Annotated in this window: 15 protein-coding genes and 1 pseudogene; 6 read left to right on the top strand and 10 right to left on the bottom strand. The window is 33.0% G+C overall.

Features of this window, described 5'->3' with window-relative positions; all coding sequences use genetic code 11:
- Nucleotides 1-186: 186 nt before the first annotated feature.
- On the top strand, nt 187-1,074 hold the full coding sequence (locus RR554_RS10460; RefSeq protein WP_332467972.1) for a fructose bisphosphate aldolase: 888 nt from the start codon (nt 187-189) through the stop codon (nt 1,072-1,074).
- 63 nt (nt 1,075-1,137) lie between these two features.
- Here the strand turns inward: RR554_RS10460 and RR554_RS10455 are convergent, their stop codons facing one another.
- The 6 genes from RR554_RS10455 to RR554_RS10430 form a co-directional block, all read right to left on the bottom strand.
- Nucleotides 1,138-2,910 (bottom strand): ABC transporter ATP-binding protein, encoded by a 1,773-nt coding sequence (locus RR554_RS10455; RefSeq protein ID WP_443081338.1) that lies wholly within the window; start codon nt 2,908-2,910, stop codon nt 1,138-1,140.
- Nucleotides 2,907-3,503: a MarR family winged helix-turn-helix transcriptional regulator gene (locus RR554_RS10450; RefSeq protein ID WP_332463884.1), complete on the bottom strand. Its 597-nt coding sequence runs from the start codon at nt 3,501-3,503 to the stop codon at nt 2,907-2,909. The genes RR554_RS10455 and RR554_RS10450 overlap by 4 nt, the downstream gene beginning before the upstream one ends.
- A gap of 144 nt (nt 3,504-3,647) precedes the next feature.
- Complete coding sequence (locus RR554_RS10445; protein WP_332467970.1) at nt 3,648-5,000, bottom strand: sensor histidine kinase; 1,353 nt, start codon at nt 4,998-5,000, stop codon at nt 3,648-3,650.
- A complete protein-coding gene (locus RR554_RS10440) occupies nt 4,997-5,671 on the bottom strand; it encodes a response regulator transcription factor (protein WP_332467969.1) in 675 nt (224 codons plus the stop codon). Before RR554_RS10440 ends, RR554_RS10445 begins: the two co-directional genes overlap by 4 nt.
- A gap of 14 nt (nt 5,672-5,685) precedes the next feature.
- Nucleotides 5,686-7,587: a serine hydrolase domain-containing protein gene (locus tag RR554_RS10435; protein ID WP_332467968.1), complete on the bottom strand. Its 1,902-nt coding sequence runs from the start codon at nt 7,585-7,587 to the stop codon at nt 5,686-5,688.
- A gap of 171 nt (nt 7,588-7,758) precedes the next feature.
- Nucleotides 7,759-8,670, bottom strand: coding sequence for a helix-turn-helix transcriptional regulator (locus RR554_RS10430; protein WP_332467967.1), 912 nt, complete (start codon nt 8,668-8,670; stop codon nt 7,759-7,761).
- A 107-nt stretch (nt 8,671-8,777) separates the two neighbouring features.
- Between RR554_RS10430 and RR554_RS10425 the strand changes: the two genes are divergently transcribed.
- Entirely contained in the window at nt 8,778-9,938 is a 1,161-nt protein-coding gene (locus RR554_RS10425) for an iron-containing alcohol dehydrogenase (protein WP_332467966.1), read from the top strand.
- 106 nt (nt 9,939-10,044) lie between these two features.
- A complete protein-coding gene (locus RR554_RS10420; RefSeq protein WP_332467965.1) occupies nt 10,045-11,070 on the top strand; it encodes a hypothetical protein in 1,026 nt (341 codons plus the stop codon).
- Between the two features lie 161 nt (nt 11,071-11,231).
- Here the strand turns inward: RR554_RS10420 and RR554_RS10415 are convergent, their stop codons facing one another.
- The gene (locus RR554_RS10415; RefSeq protein WP_332467964.1) at nt 11,232-11,768 is read right to left on the bottom strand and encodes a DUF1697 domain-containing protein; all 537 of its coding nucleotides are present in this window, start codon (nt 11,766-11,768) and stop codon (nt 11,232-11,234) included.
- A 396-nt stretch (nt 11,769-12,164) separates the two neighbouring features.
- Here RR554_RS10415 and cls point away from each other — a divergent pair, with 396 nt between their 5' ends.
- From cls to RR554_RS10400, 3 genes are all read left to right on the top strand, one after another.
- Nucleotides 12,165-13,598, top strand: a complete 1,434-nt coding sequence (gene cls, locus RR554_RS10410) for a cardiolipin synthase (RefSeq protein ID WP_332467963.1) — start codon at nt 12,165-12,167, stop codon at nt 13,596-13,598.
- Nucleotides 13,599-13,957: 359 nt separating this feature from the next.
- Nucleotides 13,958-14,542 (top strand): TetR/AcrR family transcriptional regulator, encoded by a 585-nt coding sequence (locus RR554_RS10405; protein WP_332467962.1) that lies wholly within the window; start codon nt 13,958-13,960, stop codon nt 14,540-14,542.
- Between the two features lie 52 nt (nt 14,543-14,594).
- Nucleotides 14,595-16,412: an alpha/beta fold hydrolase gene (locus RR554_RS10400; protein WP_332467961.1), complete on the top strand. Its 1,818-nt coding sequence runs from the start codon at nt 14,595-14,597 to the stop codon at nt 16,410-16,412.
- A 63-nt stretch (nt 16,413-16,475) separates the two neighbouring features.
- Here RR554_RS10400 and RR554_RS10395 read toward each other — a convergent pair whose 3' ends face one another.
- The 3 genes and pseudogenes from RR554_RS10395 to RR554_RS10385 form a co-directional block, all read right to left on the bottom strand.
- Nucleotides 16,476-16,946: an AAA family ATPase gene (locus tag RR554_RS10395; RefSeq protein WP_332467960.1), complete on the bottom strand. Its 471-nt coding sequence runs from the start codon at nt 16,944-16,946 to the stop codon at nt 16,476-16,478.
- A gap of 96 nt (nt 16,947-17,042) precedes the next feature.
- A complete protein-coding gene (locus RR554_RS10390) occupies nt 17,043-17,204 on the bottom strand; it encodes a hypothetical protein (RefSeq protein WP_332463896.1) in 162 nt (53 codons plus the stop codon).
- Nucleotides 17,197-17,395, bottom strand: a pseudogene (locus RR554_RS10385) (zeta toxin family protein); the annotation flags it as partial. The gene RR554_RS10390 and the pseudogene RR554_RS10385, both read right to left, overlap by 8 nt.

Raw genomic sequence — 17,395 nt, 5'->3', positions numbered from 1 at the left:
TTTCACAAAACCCGTATTTTAATAACTATGTATAGACCAATCATTTGCTTTTTATCATAATAATCTCATAAATCACCTGATTTAAAACAAAATGAAAGCCTTTTTACGATTGTTAGTCTACAATGGAAATGAAGGGTCGCTTTTTGATTCTTCTAAATTTTGACAATGGAAAGGTAGGATTTTTTAATGAATGAAGAACAACTGACTAGAATAAGTAGTGGTAAAGGGTTTATCGCAGCATTAGATCAAAGTGGTGGTAGCACACCAAAAGCTTTAAAGGCTTATGGTATTGAAGAAAATAGTTACGATACAGATGACGCAATGTTTAATTTAGTTCATGAGATGCGCTCACGAATTATTAAAAGTCCAGCGTTTAATTCATACCATATTTTAGGGGCTATTTTATTTGAGGGTACCATGGAACGAGATATTGATGGCATCTCTACAGCTGATTATTTATGGAATGAAAAAGGTATTTTATCTTTCTTGAAAATTGATAAGGGACTTGCTGAGGAAGCAAACGGCGTTCAATTATTAAAACCAATTCCAGATTTAGAGGAACTCTTACAAAAAGCGAATCATTACCATATTTTTGGTACAAAAGAGCGTTCACTCATCAAACTTGCTAACCCAACAGGTATTAAAGAAGTCGTTGAGCAACAATTTGACTTAGCTAAAAAAGTTGCAAAAGCTGGTTTAGTACCAATCATCGAACCTGAAGTTGATATTCATTCACCTGAAAAAGAAGCAGCAGAAACCATTTTAAAAGAAGAAATATTAAAACAATTAGCAACACTAGATGCTGATACTAAGGTTATGTTGAAGTTGTCTATTCCAACTGTGGACAATCTTTATGAAGAGTTAGCTAACCATTCTCATGTTCTTCGCGTGGTTGCCTTATCTGGTGGCTATTCTAGGGAAGAAGCTAACGAGCTTTTAAGCCGCAACAAGCAGTTAATTGCTAGTTTTTCTCGTGCATTGGCTGAGGGACTTACTTTCCAACAAACAGCAGAAGAATTTAATAAAACACTAGATACTTCGATCTTAGCTATTTACAATGCATCTATTGCATAGAAAATATTTTTAGATTATTTACAACAAACAAAGCTCTTCAGAAATTTCTGAAGAGCTTTTTCTTTAAGCAATCAATTCGTGTTGAAGGGATTGTTCACTTACGTAGTTAGCGTATGTTTCATGATTTTTGATTAACTCACTATGGGTACCTTCACCAGTGATTTTTCCTTTTTCAATGAAGTAAATTTTATCACTATCCACAATAGTTGCTAAACGATGAGCGATAACTAAAGTAGTTCGTCCTTCCATTAAATGACTCAATGCTTTTTGAACCATCATTTCAGACTCACTATCTAAACTAGCTGTTGCTTCATCTAGCATTAAAACTTTTGGATTTCTTAAAAAAGCTCTAGCAATAGAGATACGTTGCCGTTGACCACCTGATATTTTTACGCCTCGTTCTCCTACTTCTGTATTCAATCCATCTGGCATCTCTTCTACAAACTTTTTGGCATAAGCAAGTTCTAAGACATGCCACAGTGCCTCATCCTCAAACGTTTCATCTAATCCAAAGGTTAAGTTTTCACGAATTGTACCTGCCATAATCGCACTATCTTGGGAAACATACCCAATTTGAGAGCGATAATGACCTAAAGCCATTTGGTTAATAGACTTTTTATCAAAGGAAATGGTTCCTTCATTTGGCTCATAGAATCGTTCTAATAAACTAAAGATGGTTGATTTACCTCCACCTGATGGTCCTGCAAAAGCAATGACTTGATTCGGTTCAGCAGAAAAAGATATATTTTGTAAAATAGGCTCTGACTCATCATATGAAAAGTGAACATTTTCAACAACTAATTCTTTCCCATCTAAATTAACATTTTCACCACTATCAAACTCTTCAATTTCTTCATTTAATAGCTCTTGAACTCGTTTAGTAGAGCCTGAAACTTTAGCTAGCTCAGAAAATAAAGTGGCAATACTTGGAATCGAACCTAGCAAATTGAATAAATACATAATAAAGCTCATTAATGTTCCGATTTCCATCGTCCTTACTGCGATTCGGTGCATGCCATATGCAAGTAAACCAAATATCATACTCATCATGAGCATCATCATAACAGGTTGCATCACCGCATCAAAAACCGCTTCTTTTTTTCCTACTTTGTATAAATCATCAATTTCTTTATTTGCTTTTTCTTTGGCCTGTTTTTCCGCATTAGACGTTTTTACTAAGCGTATCTCACCTAAAACCTCATTAACTATTCCGTTAAACTTAGCTAGTGCATCTTGTCTTAAATGACCAATTTTTGTCCCAAAACTAAATATAGGGACCATCACTAACATCAATAAAGGGACAACCACAAGCATGGCTAAGCTCATTTGCCAGTCCATTCGAATCATCATGACAATTGAGCCCACCATCAAAATAATGCTGGCCAATGTTTGTGGAAAAGTTGTTGCAAGTAGCTGTTTCACTTGAGACGTATCATTTACTAAGCGACTACTTGTTTCACCGGCTTTTACTGTATCAAAATATTTTACTCTTAAGGCAATTAATTTCTCCCACAAATTTTTCCGTAAATTTTGGATAACATTTTCTCCAAAGATTCCTAAAATAGTTCCACCTATTGCTGAAACTAAAGCAGAAACAACTGAAAGAATGACTACTTTTATTAACAAATCGTAGTCCACGCCCTTAGCAAAATTATTCACTAAAGATGAGGCCATTTTAGGTATATAAATTTGAACCCCAGATGAAATGCCTAATAAAAGAACGCCAATAATTAATAATATATATTTTGGCTTAGCTGTATTGATTAATTTAACAAATTCTTTTATTGAAAATTTGCTACCATCTGCTCGTACATGTTCTGAATGATGCTCCACTATCTATTCCTTCTTCCTCTAAATCGTTCATGTCCGTTAAACCCACCATACTCCCGCGGGTCATTAAATCTACCTCGCTCCATCATTTGCTCTCTTGAACGTGAAAAATGGGCGGACATCTCATCAAATTGTTGCCAACGTTTATCGTCTGAAAAAACTTGATTTAGTTTTTTTGAAAATTCATCATCTAAAATTGTTTCTTCTAAACGCGTTAGGTAATCACTGAACTCCTGGAGTTCCTCTTGTGAGAATCCTTTAAACATTTCTTTTCTTAGTAACGCTCCTGTCCCTTCTCGGTGTGCTAAATTTTCTCTTCCTTTATCTGTTAGGCGAACCAAGGTTACTCGCGCGTCTTCACTTGATTTAATCCGTTCGACTGTTTCTGATTTTTCTAATTTTTTTATTATTTGAGTCACACTAGATGGTTTTATATCCAAATACTCCGAAATTCGCCCTGCTGTTGTATCGCCTTCAATTGATAATAATTTCAATGTTTCCACTGCATTATCTGTTTTTTCCTCCACCCGATCGGCAAAAATAAGAAATGGGTGATGAGCAATCTCAGCAATTAATTTTAAAATATTATTTTCATACATTATTTTTCCTCGTCTCATTTTATTTAGTTTACAAGTTAATTAACAAACTAAATATATAACTATTTAGTTACCTTGTCAACAACAAAACTAAATATATTAAAAAAAAGAAGTCAACCATTCAGTCGCCTTCTTAGATTAAATTGTTTAATTTTCATAAGGTATATTTATTTCAAATTCCGCACCACTTTCGCCGTGATTCTTCACCACTATCGTTCCATGATGTAATTCAATGATTTTTTTTACTATTGCTAAGCCTAAGCCATTACCGCTTTCTTTAGTTGTTCTTGATTTATCTGTTTTATAAAACTTTTGAAAGATAAGAAGTAACTCCTCTTCTGGAATTCCTATTCCCGTATCTCTGAAAGTAATAATCAATTGATCTTGCTTATCAAAATCAATCATTACCTTTCCAAATTGAGGTGTAAATTTAATGCTATTAGTTAGTAAATTAAACCAGACTTGTTGAAGTAAATCAAAATCACCTTTAATAAAAATCGGTTTGTTTTTCAAAATAACAACGTCTATTTCTTTTTGAGACCACTGATTTTCTAGCATAACTACCGTCTGTCTAATTTGTTCAACCACATCAAAAGACTCTACTTTAAACGGGTGATGTTCTGAATCAAGTGAAGCAAGCTTTAATAAATTATCCCCTAATCGCGATAATCGTTCACTCTCAGAGATAATAATATTTAAATAATAAGGTCGCTGTTCATCCGTAATCAGTTGTTCGTTTTTTAACGCCTTAGCAAAACCAGAAATCGATGTCAAAGGGGACTGAATTTCGTGAGAGACATTTGAAACAAAGTCTTGGCGCATCTCTTCCATTTTTTTTAGTTCATCAGTCATTTTATTAAAGCTTCGTGCCAACTCCCCTACTTCATCTTGGCGTTTCAAATCAAGTGCTACATCAAAATCTCCAGTTGTTATTACTTCTGTTGCTTCTTTTAACTTTTTAAGCGGCGAGATCAAGTAGTGGGCTGCAATTAAAATTCCCGCACTACCTAAAACTAGGGTACAGACAATAATAAAAAGGAGTAACATGTTAAAAATCAGTTCATTCTCATAAGAAAATTGCAAAAATATAGCAGAATTTTGCCCTTTAACGGTGATAGGTAAACCAACATAACTATCTTTTTCCTGTTTGGTAGACCTAGACACTTCACCCTTTAGCACAGTCTCAACACTCTTATCACTTATTTTTGCTACATTATTATTATTCAAGCTATAAAATGCTTCTTGTTTTTGATTGTCATAAAAATGGATAGGATATGAGGTTAATTTGGCCATTCTTTGAAAAAATTCTTCGAGATTCTCATCGGTGTTTTTTTCGTAAAGCTGAACAATTTCATGTCCTTTATCTAGCATACTTTTTTGACCATCTCGATTTATTTTTTGTTGAAACAGAAATATTCCAATAAGAGAAGAAGCCATTAGACTGATAAGCGTGATAGTGATAAAAACAAACACAATTCGAGCATAGAGTGTTTTTCTCATACGATCACCAAACGGTAACCTAAACCTCTAACTGATTCAATTAGAAATATGTCTTTACTATCAACAAATTTTTCCCGAATTCGCTTAATATGAACATCAACAGTTCGGTCATCCCCTTCATAATCAATTCCCCAAATATGAGTAATTAACTGCTCTCTTGTAAAAATTTGATTAGGATAGCTAGCTAAGGTAAACAAAACCTCAAATTCTTTAAGCGTCATTCCTATCTTTTCCTGATTTTTTAGCACTTCATAGGATTGACGATTTAAGGAAATTGGCCCTAAATCAATTTTTTGAGATGTATTTATTTTAGCTCGTTTCAACAAGGCTTTTACGCGTAAAACTAGCTCTAGAGGATCAAAGGGCTTTGTTAAATAATCATCTGTCCCTAATTGAAATCCTCTAATTTTATGAGTTGTCTCTCCCTTTGCAGTGACCATCAAAATAGGAATCTCAGAATCAGTAGAGCGAATTTTTTTTATTACTTCCCAACCGTCCATCTCAGGCATCATGATGTCTAATACCAATAAAGCAATCGTTTGTTTCTCAATAATCTTTAAGGCTTCTTTTCCATTTTGAGCCTCGACTACATCAAATCCTTCATTTTTTAAATACAACTTCATTAACTCTCGGATTGCTAAATCATCGTCAACAATTAATAACTGACCCATCTCTTTTTCACTCCTTATCCAAATTGCCACCCAAGTAAATTCCAATAAAAGAAAAACGTACTAAGAATAATACTTGCAGCAACAACGAAGGTAATTAATATTCGATAGACGAATGAATATTCCTGACGATACCAGATAAAAGCACTTTTTACTAATAAAGAAATACATAACATCACCACAACAATCGGAAGAATTAAAAAGAGTTTTAAAGACAATGTAATCTCACTCAACCTCTTTAGGGCATCCATATTTAATACTTGTGTCACAGTAAGAACCAATGTTAGTAAAGAAACACTTGCAGTAGCTGCTAATAATCCGTAAAGTCTCTTTGAATATTTACTCGCTGTTTTAAATTTTCTTACTCTAACTAACATGGTTAATATAGTAACTATAAATATAACAGTAGCAATTCCTAAGAGCGTTAGCCAAACCTTACTCTGATCCCAAAACTTTGTCTTTTCAAGTGGCATATCAGGCATAAAATCAAGTAACATACTCGTTGCTTTCCCAGTTTTATCAGTTTTAAACACTAGTTTTTGCTGCCCACCCACTTGTTGGAATAAATTAGGGGCTATTTTTTTGAAAAACTCTTGCTCTTTTCCTTGACCAATTGTTAGTTGACCTTCTTCTTGAGACACTGTCATTTCTGTTAAAAGGCTAAAAAACTTATCAATATGACTAATATTTCGTCGGGTAAATTTATATGACCCAGTATAATTAGCCAGTTCCTCTTCACTTGTCTTAATAAACTGAGGCTCTTTCTTAATATCTAGTGGATAGAAATGATTAAAAAATTCTGATTTCATTGAACCAAGTGCCTCATCAGCTTGCCCACCACTAAAGGATAAAAATATCCCTACTTTCTGCTCCGGAACGAGAATTAAATCGGTGATAAACGTAACATCAGCACCTGCATGAGAAATTGTTTTTTGCCCATTAATTTCTCCTTCTTGAAATCCTAACGTTGATCCTGGTAAACGCTTGTCAAAACGAAAAGCTGTCTGATGCATTAAATCAGTCGTTTGTTTTTTTAGTATTTGTTTGTTGTTAAGACTTCCTTTGTTCAAATGCGCCAACATGAATTTAGCCATGTCATTAGCAGAAACCGTTCCAGCGCCAGCTGGACTAAACCCACCTTCGTACGTAGGAATACCAGGAACAAATTGCTTATTTTCATAATTATAACCAATCACTTGGTTACTAAGGTATTTATCTGGCAATGGTTCCACAACTGTGGCATGCGTCATATTTAAAACGTCGAAGATATTTTTTTGAATGTAATCTTCATAAGACATTCCACTGACATCTTCAACAATTAACCCAGCCAGTGTAGCCCCGTAATTCGAGTAAGACGCCGTTTCTCCAGCTGGACGAATTCTAGCTAAAGGATGTTTTTTTAATGTGTCACTAATTGTTTCATTAAGTTTCTTCTCATCTGTGGTGATTTGATACCCCACACCACCTTCTTCAAACCCTGCAGCGTGTGTCATTAAATCTCGCATCGTTATGCTTTTTTTGAAAGTATCAGGAATTTTAACTTCTTTCAAATAAGTATTAATGTCCGTGTCTAAATCAATTTTACCTTGTTCAACTAGTTGCATGACCGCAGTCCAAGTAAATAATTTAGTGGTTGAGGCTATCCGAAACATACTATTATTGGCATCAGCCTTTTGCTTCTCCTTAATATTAGCCATACCATAACCATTTGAATAAATTAGCTTTTCATCTTTAACCACCGAAATAACTGCACCTGGGATGTGAAACTTCTCTACATTCCTTGTCATTTCTTTATCCACAAATTCAGCCACATTCTTTTCATTATCTAACTTTGTTGATTCAACTGCATCAACTTTCTGTCCAACAATAACTATTAGTAATAGAGCTAAAATTATCCCTATTTTTCTAAATTCTTTCATTTTTGTTCCTCCTACTTTCACTTTAATAATTAAAGAGTAACTATTGTTTATGAACTGAGCGTGAACAAATGAAAAATGATGGAATCAATCCATTTAAAACTATTGATAATTTGCTGGGTCTTGATTTGTCAAACTAATTCTGCTTGTTTAGCCTGTCTAATAACAGTCATATTACCCTCCTAACTCGTCTCTTAACACAGTAGATGGTAATTCTCTTGATACCTCTAATAATTTTAATAATTTTTCGCAAAATTTTACTTCTGTTGGTGTATAGACAACTAATTGTAGCTCTGTAAATTCAGGAATAAGTAATGTGGATACTCGAAATACCAGCTCTCCTACTTCTGGATGATAAAGGTGTTTTATCTTACTATCTGGCGACTGAATAGCATAGTCATTCCACCATGTTTCAAATTGAGGACTAATTTCTTTTAATTCATTAATAAAAGCGATATACCATTTTTCACTAATGTAATCACTACTACTGTAACGAAATAATTCAACAGATCGTTTAGCTTCGACTTCCCAGTCAACTAATAATTCTTTTTGATACGGATTCGTAAATAATCCCCAAATTAAATTTTTCTCTCGCCACGATAACTCTTCATAGTTAGAGACAGACGCTGGAACAAACAAATTATAGGCATTTTGATTGCCCAAAACAAGATTCCAACACTTATCCAAAATATATACCGGATTTGACCCAAAGGAAGTCAATAATTGCTGAAGTTCAGTCATATTTTCCAATGAAAGTTCAGTAACAACGGCTTCTTTCTTTTTAGCCAACTGATATAAGTGAGCTTTTTCAGAAGGTTCTAATTTAAGAACACGAGCAATACTTTTTAACACGTCGTCTGAGACACTGATATCACGGCCTTGCTCTAACCAAGTGTACCAAGACACACTAACACCAGCTAATTGGGCCAATTCTTCCCTACGAAGACCAGGTGTTCTTCTTCTGCCATTTGTCGTAATTCCAACGTCTTCTGGTTTTATTTGCTCTCGTCTTTTTCTCAAAAAATTGCCCAAAGCTTCCAAGCGTTCATCGTTATTATTATTTAATAGACTATGAGTTTTTGTCATAGGATAAGTTCACTCCTTGTTGGCTAACTATCATTTAGTCATAATAATAACACAAGCCTCGATACTTAGCTGAAACAGAGGACTGATAAAAGAAAAGAGGAAATCTAATGAATCAATTTGAATTTAAAAACCCGACTAAACTAATTTTTGGACAACAACAACTGGATAAATTACCACGTGAAATTCCTACTTCTTCAAAAGTGCTAATCATTTATGGTGGAAAAAGTGCCAAAAAAAGCGGCTTGATCAATGAAGTCAAAACACATTTAACAGACTTTGAGTATGGTGAATTTGGTGGCATTTCACCAAACCCAACTTATGAAAATCTAATGGACCTTGTAGAGCTTGTTAAATTAGAAAACTATACCTTTCTTTTAGCTGTAGGCGGAGGCTCTGTCATTGATGCCACAAAATTTGTTGCCGCAGCTACCTTATTTGACCAAGGCGACCCTGTTGATATGTTAATCAAACAAATACCTGCTACAAAAGCTATACCTATTGGTACCATTTTAACACTATCTGGCACAGGAACAGAGATGAATGGGGAAGCTGTTATTTCAGTTAAAAAGGAGGGGTCTAAAATACCTTTTCAAAGCTCAGCCATTTATCCCATGTTTTCAATCCTTGATCCAAGTTATACCTATAGTGCACCCTTAGAACAAGTGAATAATGGAATTGTTGACACCTTTGTTCATATTATGGAACAATATCTAACCTATCCAGTTAACGCAAAAGTACAAGATCGATTTGCTGAAGGTCTTTTGATGACATTGATTGAAGAAGGCCCAAAAGCGATTAAACAACCAACGAATTATGACGTTCGCGCTAATTTAATGTTGACTTCAACTCTTGCAATTAACGGCCTCATTGGCTCTGGTGTACCACAAGACTGGTCAACTCACATGATTGGGCATTGTTTAACAGCCTTTTATGGCATTGATCACGGTAAAACAATGGGAATTATTCTACCGGCAATGTTAGAAGTTCAACGCGTTGAAAAACGTGAAAAGCTATTACAATACGCAGAAAGAGTTTGGGGCCTTACAGACAAATCAGATGAAACGATTACTCTTGCCATTCAAAAGACCCGTGACTTCTTTGAATCTCTTGGTAGTTCAACACGACTTACTAGCTACTCACTCGGTGAGGAAATTATTCCTGATATTCTCAGAGCATTAGAACCACTGGCTGCCCTTAATATCAAACTTGGTGAAAATGGAACTTTAACATTAGACAAAGTCGCTCAAGTGATTCAATTAGCAGTATAAAAAAATAACAAATCATTTCTTGTTTGACCTCTTTCTTTATCAATCCAACAATTAGCATTCATTTAATCGAAAAAAGACCTTTAATAAAGTCAACGCTTTGATATAATTGAATCAAACGACAAGATATGGAGATATTGAATTGAGCAAAGAAGAGAAGAAACTAACAAGAAGTTTGAATAATGACCGAAGCAACAAAGAACTACTGCGCACAGAAATAAATAATGCCACCGACCCAAATGTTCGATTAGAATTAACAAAAATGCTACTGGATATTGAAAAAGCAGAGAAAAAAAGAAAGATCACACGTTGGAGCTTCATCATTGTGCTAATCCTTGGTTTTACCTTTTTCCTTTGGCACTTAGGTAACAAATCAACAAAAGAAACCAAACCTAATCAAGTATCTGAAACACAAACAAGTACAAGCAAAGAGACAACTAGCGACACTTCAACAACTCAGTCAACTTTTTCTGAAACAAACTTAACAGAAGCACAAGTAAAAGAGTGGGTGATGTCTATTTTAGATTTGCTACCACCTCCACCTACTAGATATATTTTAGATATGAAAACTGATGACAAAGACAAATTAATTTATATTAGTGTTGGCATTGATCAAATGGATAGTCTAGGAACATTCAGAATAAATGCACAAGGAGAACTTGAAGCTAAAGGGGCAATCACTGGTAGCTTAGTTGATCCCAACTGGACTTTGATGTCAAAAAAATACCTAGATACAAGTATCGCTGAAGAATTCTTTAAAGAAAAAAATGCTAAAAACTCAAAAATAAATGACACTTTCCAATCAGCACGTCAAATGCTTATTGGAAAGAAATACTCTATCGTCCCCATTCTCTATGACGGACAGGATGCTGCTGAAGCAATGGAGGATAACAAAGCTCCTCAAAATTTAATTCATGATGGCGCCCAAGAAATCACCTTCATTGATGACACGACTATTCGAACAGAATTACTTGGTAATTACAGACCTGATTACGAGGATACTTATTCCATCAATGAAAACAAACTGATGATACGTCACAATGACATTCCTTATACTTTAAGTAACAGTGGCATCTCCTTTGATACATGGACAACAGAGATGGACGGACACACTGTAACTTGGCAAATGAAATAACTAAAAAAACATCACTATTCCGATTTGGCTACCACACTTTGGAATAGTGACGTTTATTTTTTTATGTTTTTTTAATAGTTGAAATCCTTTATTTATTAATACTTTTATCTAATAAAAATAAATTTATCTGTTATAAATTTTTGGAAAACTCTGTTATGTTATCATTTTTTATCGGCAATATCATACAAATGCTGAACCACGTTTATCTTTCGCATGGTAGCTGTTATATTTAATTGTTTCTCCAAAAAATTTGTATTTAACTTCTTCTTAGAAGCATCTCTAGGAAGGTACATATACAAACAATGATTTCCTTTTCTGAAAATTTCATTAAAAAAATCCGTGTTCATTACAACATTTAATCTATCTTGAGGTATCTCGTCATTAGTAAAAACCAGATGAATTCTTGAATAATCAAAGGAATCATCAAACGGATTTTCTTTAATGGCAGCTTCAAAATCGGCTCTTTCTTTAATGATAATGGATAATTCAGCGCCTATTTTTTCTTTAATGGTTTGATGAATTTTGGCTCTTGTTTCTTCAACTGATAACTCTGTTTCTAAGATAATATTACCACTTTGAATATAGGTTCTGACCTGTTGAAAACCTGCTTCTTCTAGTATTTCAACTAGATAAGACATTTTAGGGATTTTATTTTTCCCGACTGGTGTGACACCTCTTAGAAGGGCGATTAATTGCATTAAAGTTACCTCCGTATTGGTTATAGATCTTACTTTTAATAGCATTAATAAGTAATTATTATTGTAACATTAAATAAAGCTGATAACTGATTCTCGTACTTTTATCATTTTAACATGCTTGAATGACTTAAAAATTTGTCTTAGAGAATGAATCATAGAAGTAGTTGTATCTCGATTTCAATTAGAAGAATTTAAATTAAAAATGAAAAAAATAATAGAAGACAATATAAATAATAATGAACTTATTGTTTCATCAATATTGATTGACTCAAGCTACCGATACGATGGACATTTTATTGAAGTCCAAAAATTAACATACTAAAAAAAGCTTACGACTGTGCTAAAATAAACTATGCTAACAACTTAAAAAGTTAAATATGATTGGAGGGAATATTTTTGACTTTTTTTATTATGTTTTTATATTTAGTTAACTTATTTTTTGCACTATTCTTAGTTTTTTTCCGAGAAAAAGATACTAGTGTTACTTGGGCATGGTTATTAATATTTATTTTTGTTCCGATTGTCGGTTTCTTTCTTTACCTGTTTTTCGGTTATGGTCTAAGTGAAAAACAAAAATTCAAAGTCGAAACACATCACGTTCAAGCTATGGAAGAGTTGCAACAACTTATTGAACCTAAAGACGGCTTGTTTAGCTTTCCTACTGATAGTAGCCATTTTCAGACAAATTTCCTTTACAGCTTAAACAAAATTCCACTTAGCCATAAAAATCAAGTAACGTTAATTACTGATGGCCAAGACAAGCTGGATCTTTTGATAAAGGATTGTCAGAATGCGACTAAGTCTATTCATCTTGAATACTATGCTTTTGTTACAGATGAAACAGGACTTACACTTTTAGACATCTTAACAACTAAAGCAAAAGAGGGCATCTCAGTGAAGCTACTTTATGATGAACTAGGTTCTAAAGGGGTTAACAAAAAATTATTCAAATCATTAATTGATGCTGGTGGTGAAGTAACAACTTACCTAACGTCCCAACAAGCTCTTCTAAAATTCAGAATGAATTATCACGATCACCGAAAGATAGTTGTCATTGACAATCAAATTAGCTATACAGGTGGATTTAATATCGCCAATCAATACGTCAAACCTGTGGCTCCTTTTGGCTATTGGCGTGATACTCATGTCCGGGTGATTGGTCCTGCAAGTAGTTTTTTACAGCTACGATTCATTATGGACTGGAATGTCTCTGTTCCTGAAAATAAAAAAGTAGCCTATAAACAAAACTATTTTCACCAAGAGCTAGTACCTGATGCTGCTAATACAGATATCCAAGTCATTTCAAGTGGACCCAATAATGAAAAACAGCAGATAAAATTAACCTTCGTTAAACTTATTTTGTCAGCAAAAAAACGCGTTTGGATTCAAACTCCCTATCTTATTCCAGATGACACCATTATTGATGCTCTTGAAATTGCTAAACGCTCAGGTGTAGACGTTAAAATTATGGTGCCTGATAAACCTGACCATCCTTTCATCTACCGAGCAACTCAATTTTTTGCTAACGTCTTAATCAAAAAAGAAATTGATATTTACTCTTATAATGGTGGATTCTTACACTCCAAAGTCTTGATTATTGATGATGAAGTAAGTATGGTTGGCTCAGCTAATCAAGATATCAGAAGTTATAAGTTAAATTTTGAAACTAGTCTAGTTATTTTTGATTCACATATAAACGAAGAATTAACCGCTGCATTTAACCACGATCTAACTAAATCAACTCAGTTAACCCTTGAAGCATTTAAAGAAATGTCTCATTGGACACGTTTCAAACAAAAAGTGTCTCGGTTATTTTCACCAATTATGTAAATTATTTTTTTAATAAAAAAAGCCACTATTTCCATTTAGCTACCGCACTATGGAATAGTGACTTTTATTTTTTTCTGTTTTTTTAATAGTTGAAACTTTCTATTTATTAGCATTTTGATAGAAAAAAATTAGTTTTATTTGTTATAAATTTACGAAAAACTCTGTTATGTTATAATTTTTTTATTAGTAATATCAGACAAATGCTGTACCACATTTATCTTTCTCATTTTAGCCGTTATGTTCAATTGCTTTTCTAAAAAATTTGTATTCAGTTTCTTCTTAGAGATATTTCAAAAGACTAGCAAAACAAATAATAAATAATAATTGACAAGAAAAAATTAGTACTATATAGTTCTAGTATGTCAAATATAAAAATTTCAAATAAAAAAAGAGTTATCGAAGTAGCGGCACTTCTATTCTTTCAAGAAGGCTACACATACACAAGTATGGATGAAGTGGTTAAAAAAAGTGGTGTTTCAAAATCAAATGTTTATTACCATTTCTCAAGTAAGGAGGAGTTGTTGTTAGCAGTTATTGATTATTGGATAGATGTCTATCAGTCCAATATTGAAGAAGTTATGAAACAGACAGACTTATCTTTGTCAGAAAGAATGTTAACTTTTTTAGAAGGACTTGCTAGTTCTATTGAACAGAGAAATTATCAAGGGAGTTGCCCTTTTATTACATTCATCATGCAATCACCAAATGATGATTTAGACGTGAAGGAAAAAATAAATCATTTTTTTGACGATTTAACATCTATTTGTGAACATTTGATTCAACAAGGAATTGAAACGAAGGAATTTCGAAAAGACATTAACGCAAAAGAAACCGCTCAACTTTTTATTAATAACTTAGAAGGAGCTTTATTTTTAGCCGAAGTAAAAAGAGATAGTAGCATTATCACCTCTACAGCTAAGGATTTTTTAAAATTACTCATATAAGAGTAATTTTTTTACACTAAACTAGTACTACTCGGTACTAAAGGAGAATGTTATGAATATACTAATTATTGGTGGAACAGGTTTTATCGGAAAAGAAGTTATTAAGCAATTGGTAGTAGAAGAAGTTTCATTAACGCTACTTGTTAGAAACAAAGCTAAAGCAGCTGCATTAACAGAATTAGCATCATCAAAAATACAGCTCGTTACTGGAGATTTAACTCAACCAAATCTTGGCTTAAATGAAATGGACAAGAAAAAAGTTTTAAAAAGTCAGGTGATTCTCCATTGCGGTGGACCTATGGATATTACTTTATCTGAGGAACTAGCAAAAACAGCCTTTTTAGAAGGTAGTAAAAGAGTAATGGATCTTGCTGAAGAAATTCATCAACATACTGGTTTACAGAGATTGGTTCATATTGTTGGTTACATGAGTCCCATTAATGATAACGATAATTCTTGGAAAAATATGGATGTTTTCCGTGACGAACACCCTGATTTAATCGATGCACCGCCATATGAAAAAATGAAATTTTTAGCTGATATTTATATTAGACAAGAAGCAAAGAAAAATAAAATACCATTAACCGTTATTAATCCGCCAACAGTTATTGGTGATGACCAAACTGGTAGTACTGAGCAACTAGGTGGGCTTGGCCTATTTATAAAAATAATCAGAAATGGATTTCTCCCTGTCATTCCAGGTGGTAAAAATTATCGCTTACCTTTAATTAATAATAATATTCTAGCCCAGTTTATTGTTGAAACAATCATTAGTGATTCAAAAGGAAACGAAACTTATACTTTTGTTCCTGATAAAAAATCTGATAGAAACATCGCAACTCTAATGTCTCTAATTTCTGAAAGTATGAATATAAAAACACCACGAGTCACAGTTCCTCACTGGTTACTAACATTTATTATGTCCTTTGGTGGAAGTAAATTAACGGGTGTTCCAAAGGCTAGTTTAAATTTTTTAACAAACGAATCCTTCAATAATCAATCAGTCAAAGAAAATTTTGAACCCGAATTAGTTAGTAAAATGCCTGCTTCAAATATTCCACAAACTATCGCAGATATTGATTTCAGACAAACTTTTACTGACCAAAATATAATGCCATATGAGAGAAAAAGTATTAATGGTATTACTTATTATCATTTAAAAGGTTCAGACAAGCCTATTATTCTGTTCCACGGACTGTTTAGTGACGGTACTGATTTGTTTAACTTGGGATTAGAATTAAATAAACAGACTAATAAAGCTATTTTCATTGTTGATTTACCCGGTTTTGGTAGATCACCTTTTATTAAAAATCCAAATATTTTAACACCTTACATTGAGATGATTCAATCAATAAAAGAACTAGTTCCTCAAGGTTCAAGTTTTATTGGTCACTCTTTTGGCGCCGCACTTTTAATCGAAGCTTTTAGCAGAAAAATTTTATTAGATACGGATAAAATAATTCTATTACAGCCACCAGTCAATAAAACAATAAAAGAACCTTATAATTGGTTGAGTAAAATTATCTTAAAAAATACTTCTTATAAACAACTAGCCAAATATTTTAATCGAAACGGTCTGTTAGTAGCTATTGATGCCGTTTCTGATAACTATTTGAAAAGAGTAATGGAGAGTATTGAATCTCCCCGAATATTAAATACAACACTTCAGCTTAATAAAGAATTGAAAAAAATAGCACTCAATAATAAAATGAATGACTCTTTTCACGTCATTTGGGGTACTGAAGATAAAAGCTACACATTTAAAACCGTAAATAGTCAAATCAGTACCTTACCTCAAGGGCATTACTTTCCAATTAGTAATCCAAAAGAAACAGCAGAAATTATTATTGAGATGCTTAATAATAAATAAAAAAATAGCGAATAGAATAATTCTGTTCGCTACTTTTTCTGTTTAAGCCTGTTTATCAAATTATTATTTAATTAAACCAACTAATTTATAAATATTTTTCACTACATCAGCCGGCGCTGAATCTGTAGAAACTACAAAATCACTGCCTTTGATTATTAGAGGTTCAAAATTATTTTTATCACTTATTATTTTTTGCCATTCTTCTCTGCTTTTACCAAATGATTTATTATTTCTTGTTAACACTCTTTCATGCATTACCTCAAGTGGAGCCGTAAGTGTAATAACAAAATCTAAATAAGGATAGATTTCTCTTTGATTTATTGCAGTTCCCGCTAGGAAAATATTCTTAGCCTTATTTTGTTGGAGATAGTCAACAATTCTATTGGTATCTACCTTAAGTTCATTGCTTTCTTCATCCATAAAAATCCAACCATCATAATCTAAATCTATAACATGTTCGTAATTTTGACATATTTGTTTAAGAGTTGTTGATTTGCCCACACCTGACATGCCAGTTAACAATACTTTTACCATGTTTACCTCCTACAATAATAACTCAAGTACTCCATGATACAAAAAAGAGAGACCACATCAGTTTGCTAATGTGGTTCCTCCTTTAATTTATCACATTTATTCTTCCAATCCTACTAATTTTCTTTGTTTACGATTAGATTCGTCTGCTACATGTTTAAAAACAGTTTTGGCTTCTTGTATCGTTCCATTCTCAAGTAATTGAATAATACTTTGGTTGTATTTATCTACAATTTGTTTCACTTCTTCTTTCTCACTCATGAATGTGTTCCTCCAATTCTTCTCTTGTATATTTCAATGGTAGAAATAGTTCAATATTATCTGCTGAAAAATGAGTCTCAGATATATTATTTTGATAATCCTTCACAATAATATTCAACATGATTTCAGGGTTCCTAGACTTCACTTTTTCTATATTTTCTCTTGATTTGAAAAAGGCATTTATAAAAGTT

The sequence above is a fragment of the Vagococcus sp. genome (genome assembly GCF_036639995.1).
Lineage (GTDB): Bacteria > Bacillota > Bacilli > Lactobacillales > Vagococcaceae > Vagococcus.
This window is presented reverse-complemented; position numbering and strand designations above follow the sequence as displayed.

Coding starts and splice junctions, on each gene's coding strand:
- RR554_RS10460 (WP_332467972.1), top strand. CDS start 187: ATGAATGAAGAACAACTGACTAGAATAAGTAGTGGTAAAGGGTTTATC.
- RR554_RS10450 (WP_332463884.1), bottom strand. CDS start 3,503: ATGTATGAAAATAATATTTTAAAATTAATTGCTGAGATTGCTCATCAC.
- RR554_RS10445 (WP_332467970.1), bottom strand. CDS start 5,000: ATGAGAAAAACACTCTATGCTCGAATTGTGTTTGTTTTTATCACTATC.
- RR554_RS10440 (WP_332467969.1), bottom strand. CDS start 5,671: ATGGGTCAGTTATTAATTGTTGACGATGATTTAGCAATCCGAGAGTTA.
- RR554_RS10435 (WP_332467968.1), bottom strand. CDS start 7,587: ATGAAAGAATTTAGAAAAATAGGGATAATTTTAGCTCTATTACTAATA.
- RR554_RS10430 (WP_332467967.1), bottom strand. CDS start 8,670: ATGACAAAAACTCATAGTCTATTAAATAATAATAACGATGAACGCTTG.
- RR554_RS10425 (WP_332467966.1), top strand. CDS start 8,778: ATGAATCAATTTGAATTTAAAAACCCGACTAAACTAATTTTTGGACAA.
- RR554_RS10415 (WP_332467964.1), bottom strand. CDS start 11,768: ATGCAATTAATCGCCCTTCTAAGAGGTGTCACACCAGTCGGGAAAAAT.
- RR554_RS10405 (WP_332467962.1), top strand. CDS start 13,958: ATGTCAAATATAAAAATTTCAAATAAAAAAAGAGTTATCGAAGTAGCG.
- RR554_RS10400 (WP_332467961.1), top strand. CDS start 14,595: ATGAATATACTAATTATTGGTGGAACAGGTTTTATCGGAAAAGAAGTT.
- RR554_RS10395 (WP_332467960.1), bottom strand. CDS start 16,946: ATGGTAAAAGTATTGTTAACTGGCATGTCAGGTGTGGGCAAATCAACA.
- RR554_RS10390 (WP_332463896.1), bottom strand. CDS start 17,204: ATGAGTGAGAAAGAAGAAGTGAAACAAATTGTAGATAAATACAACCAA.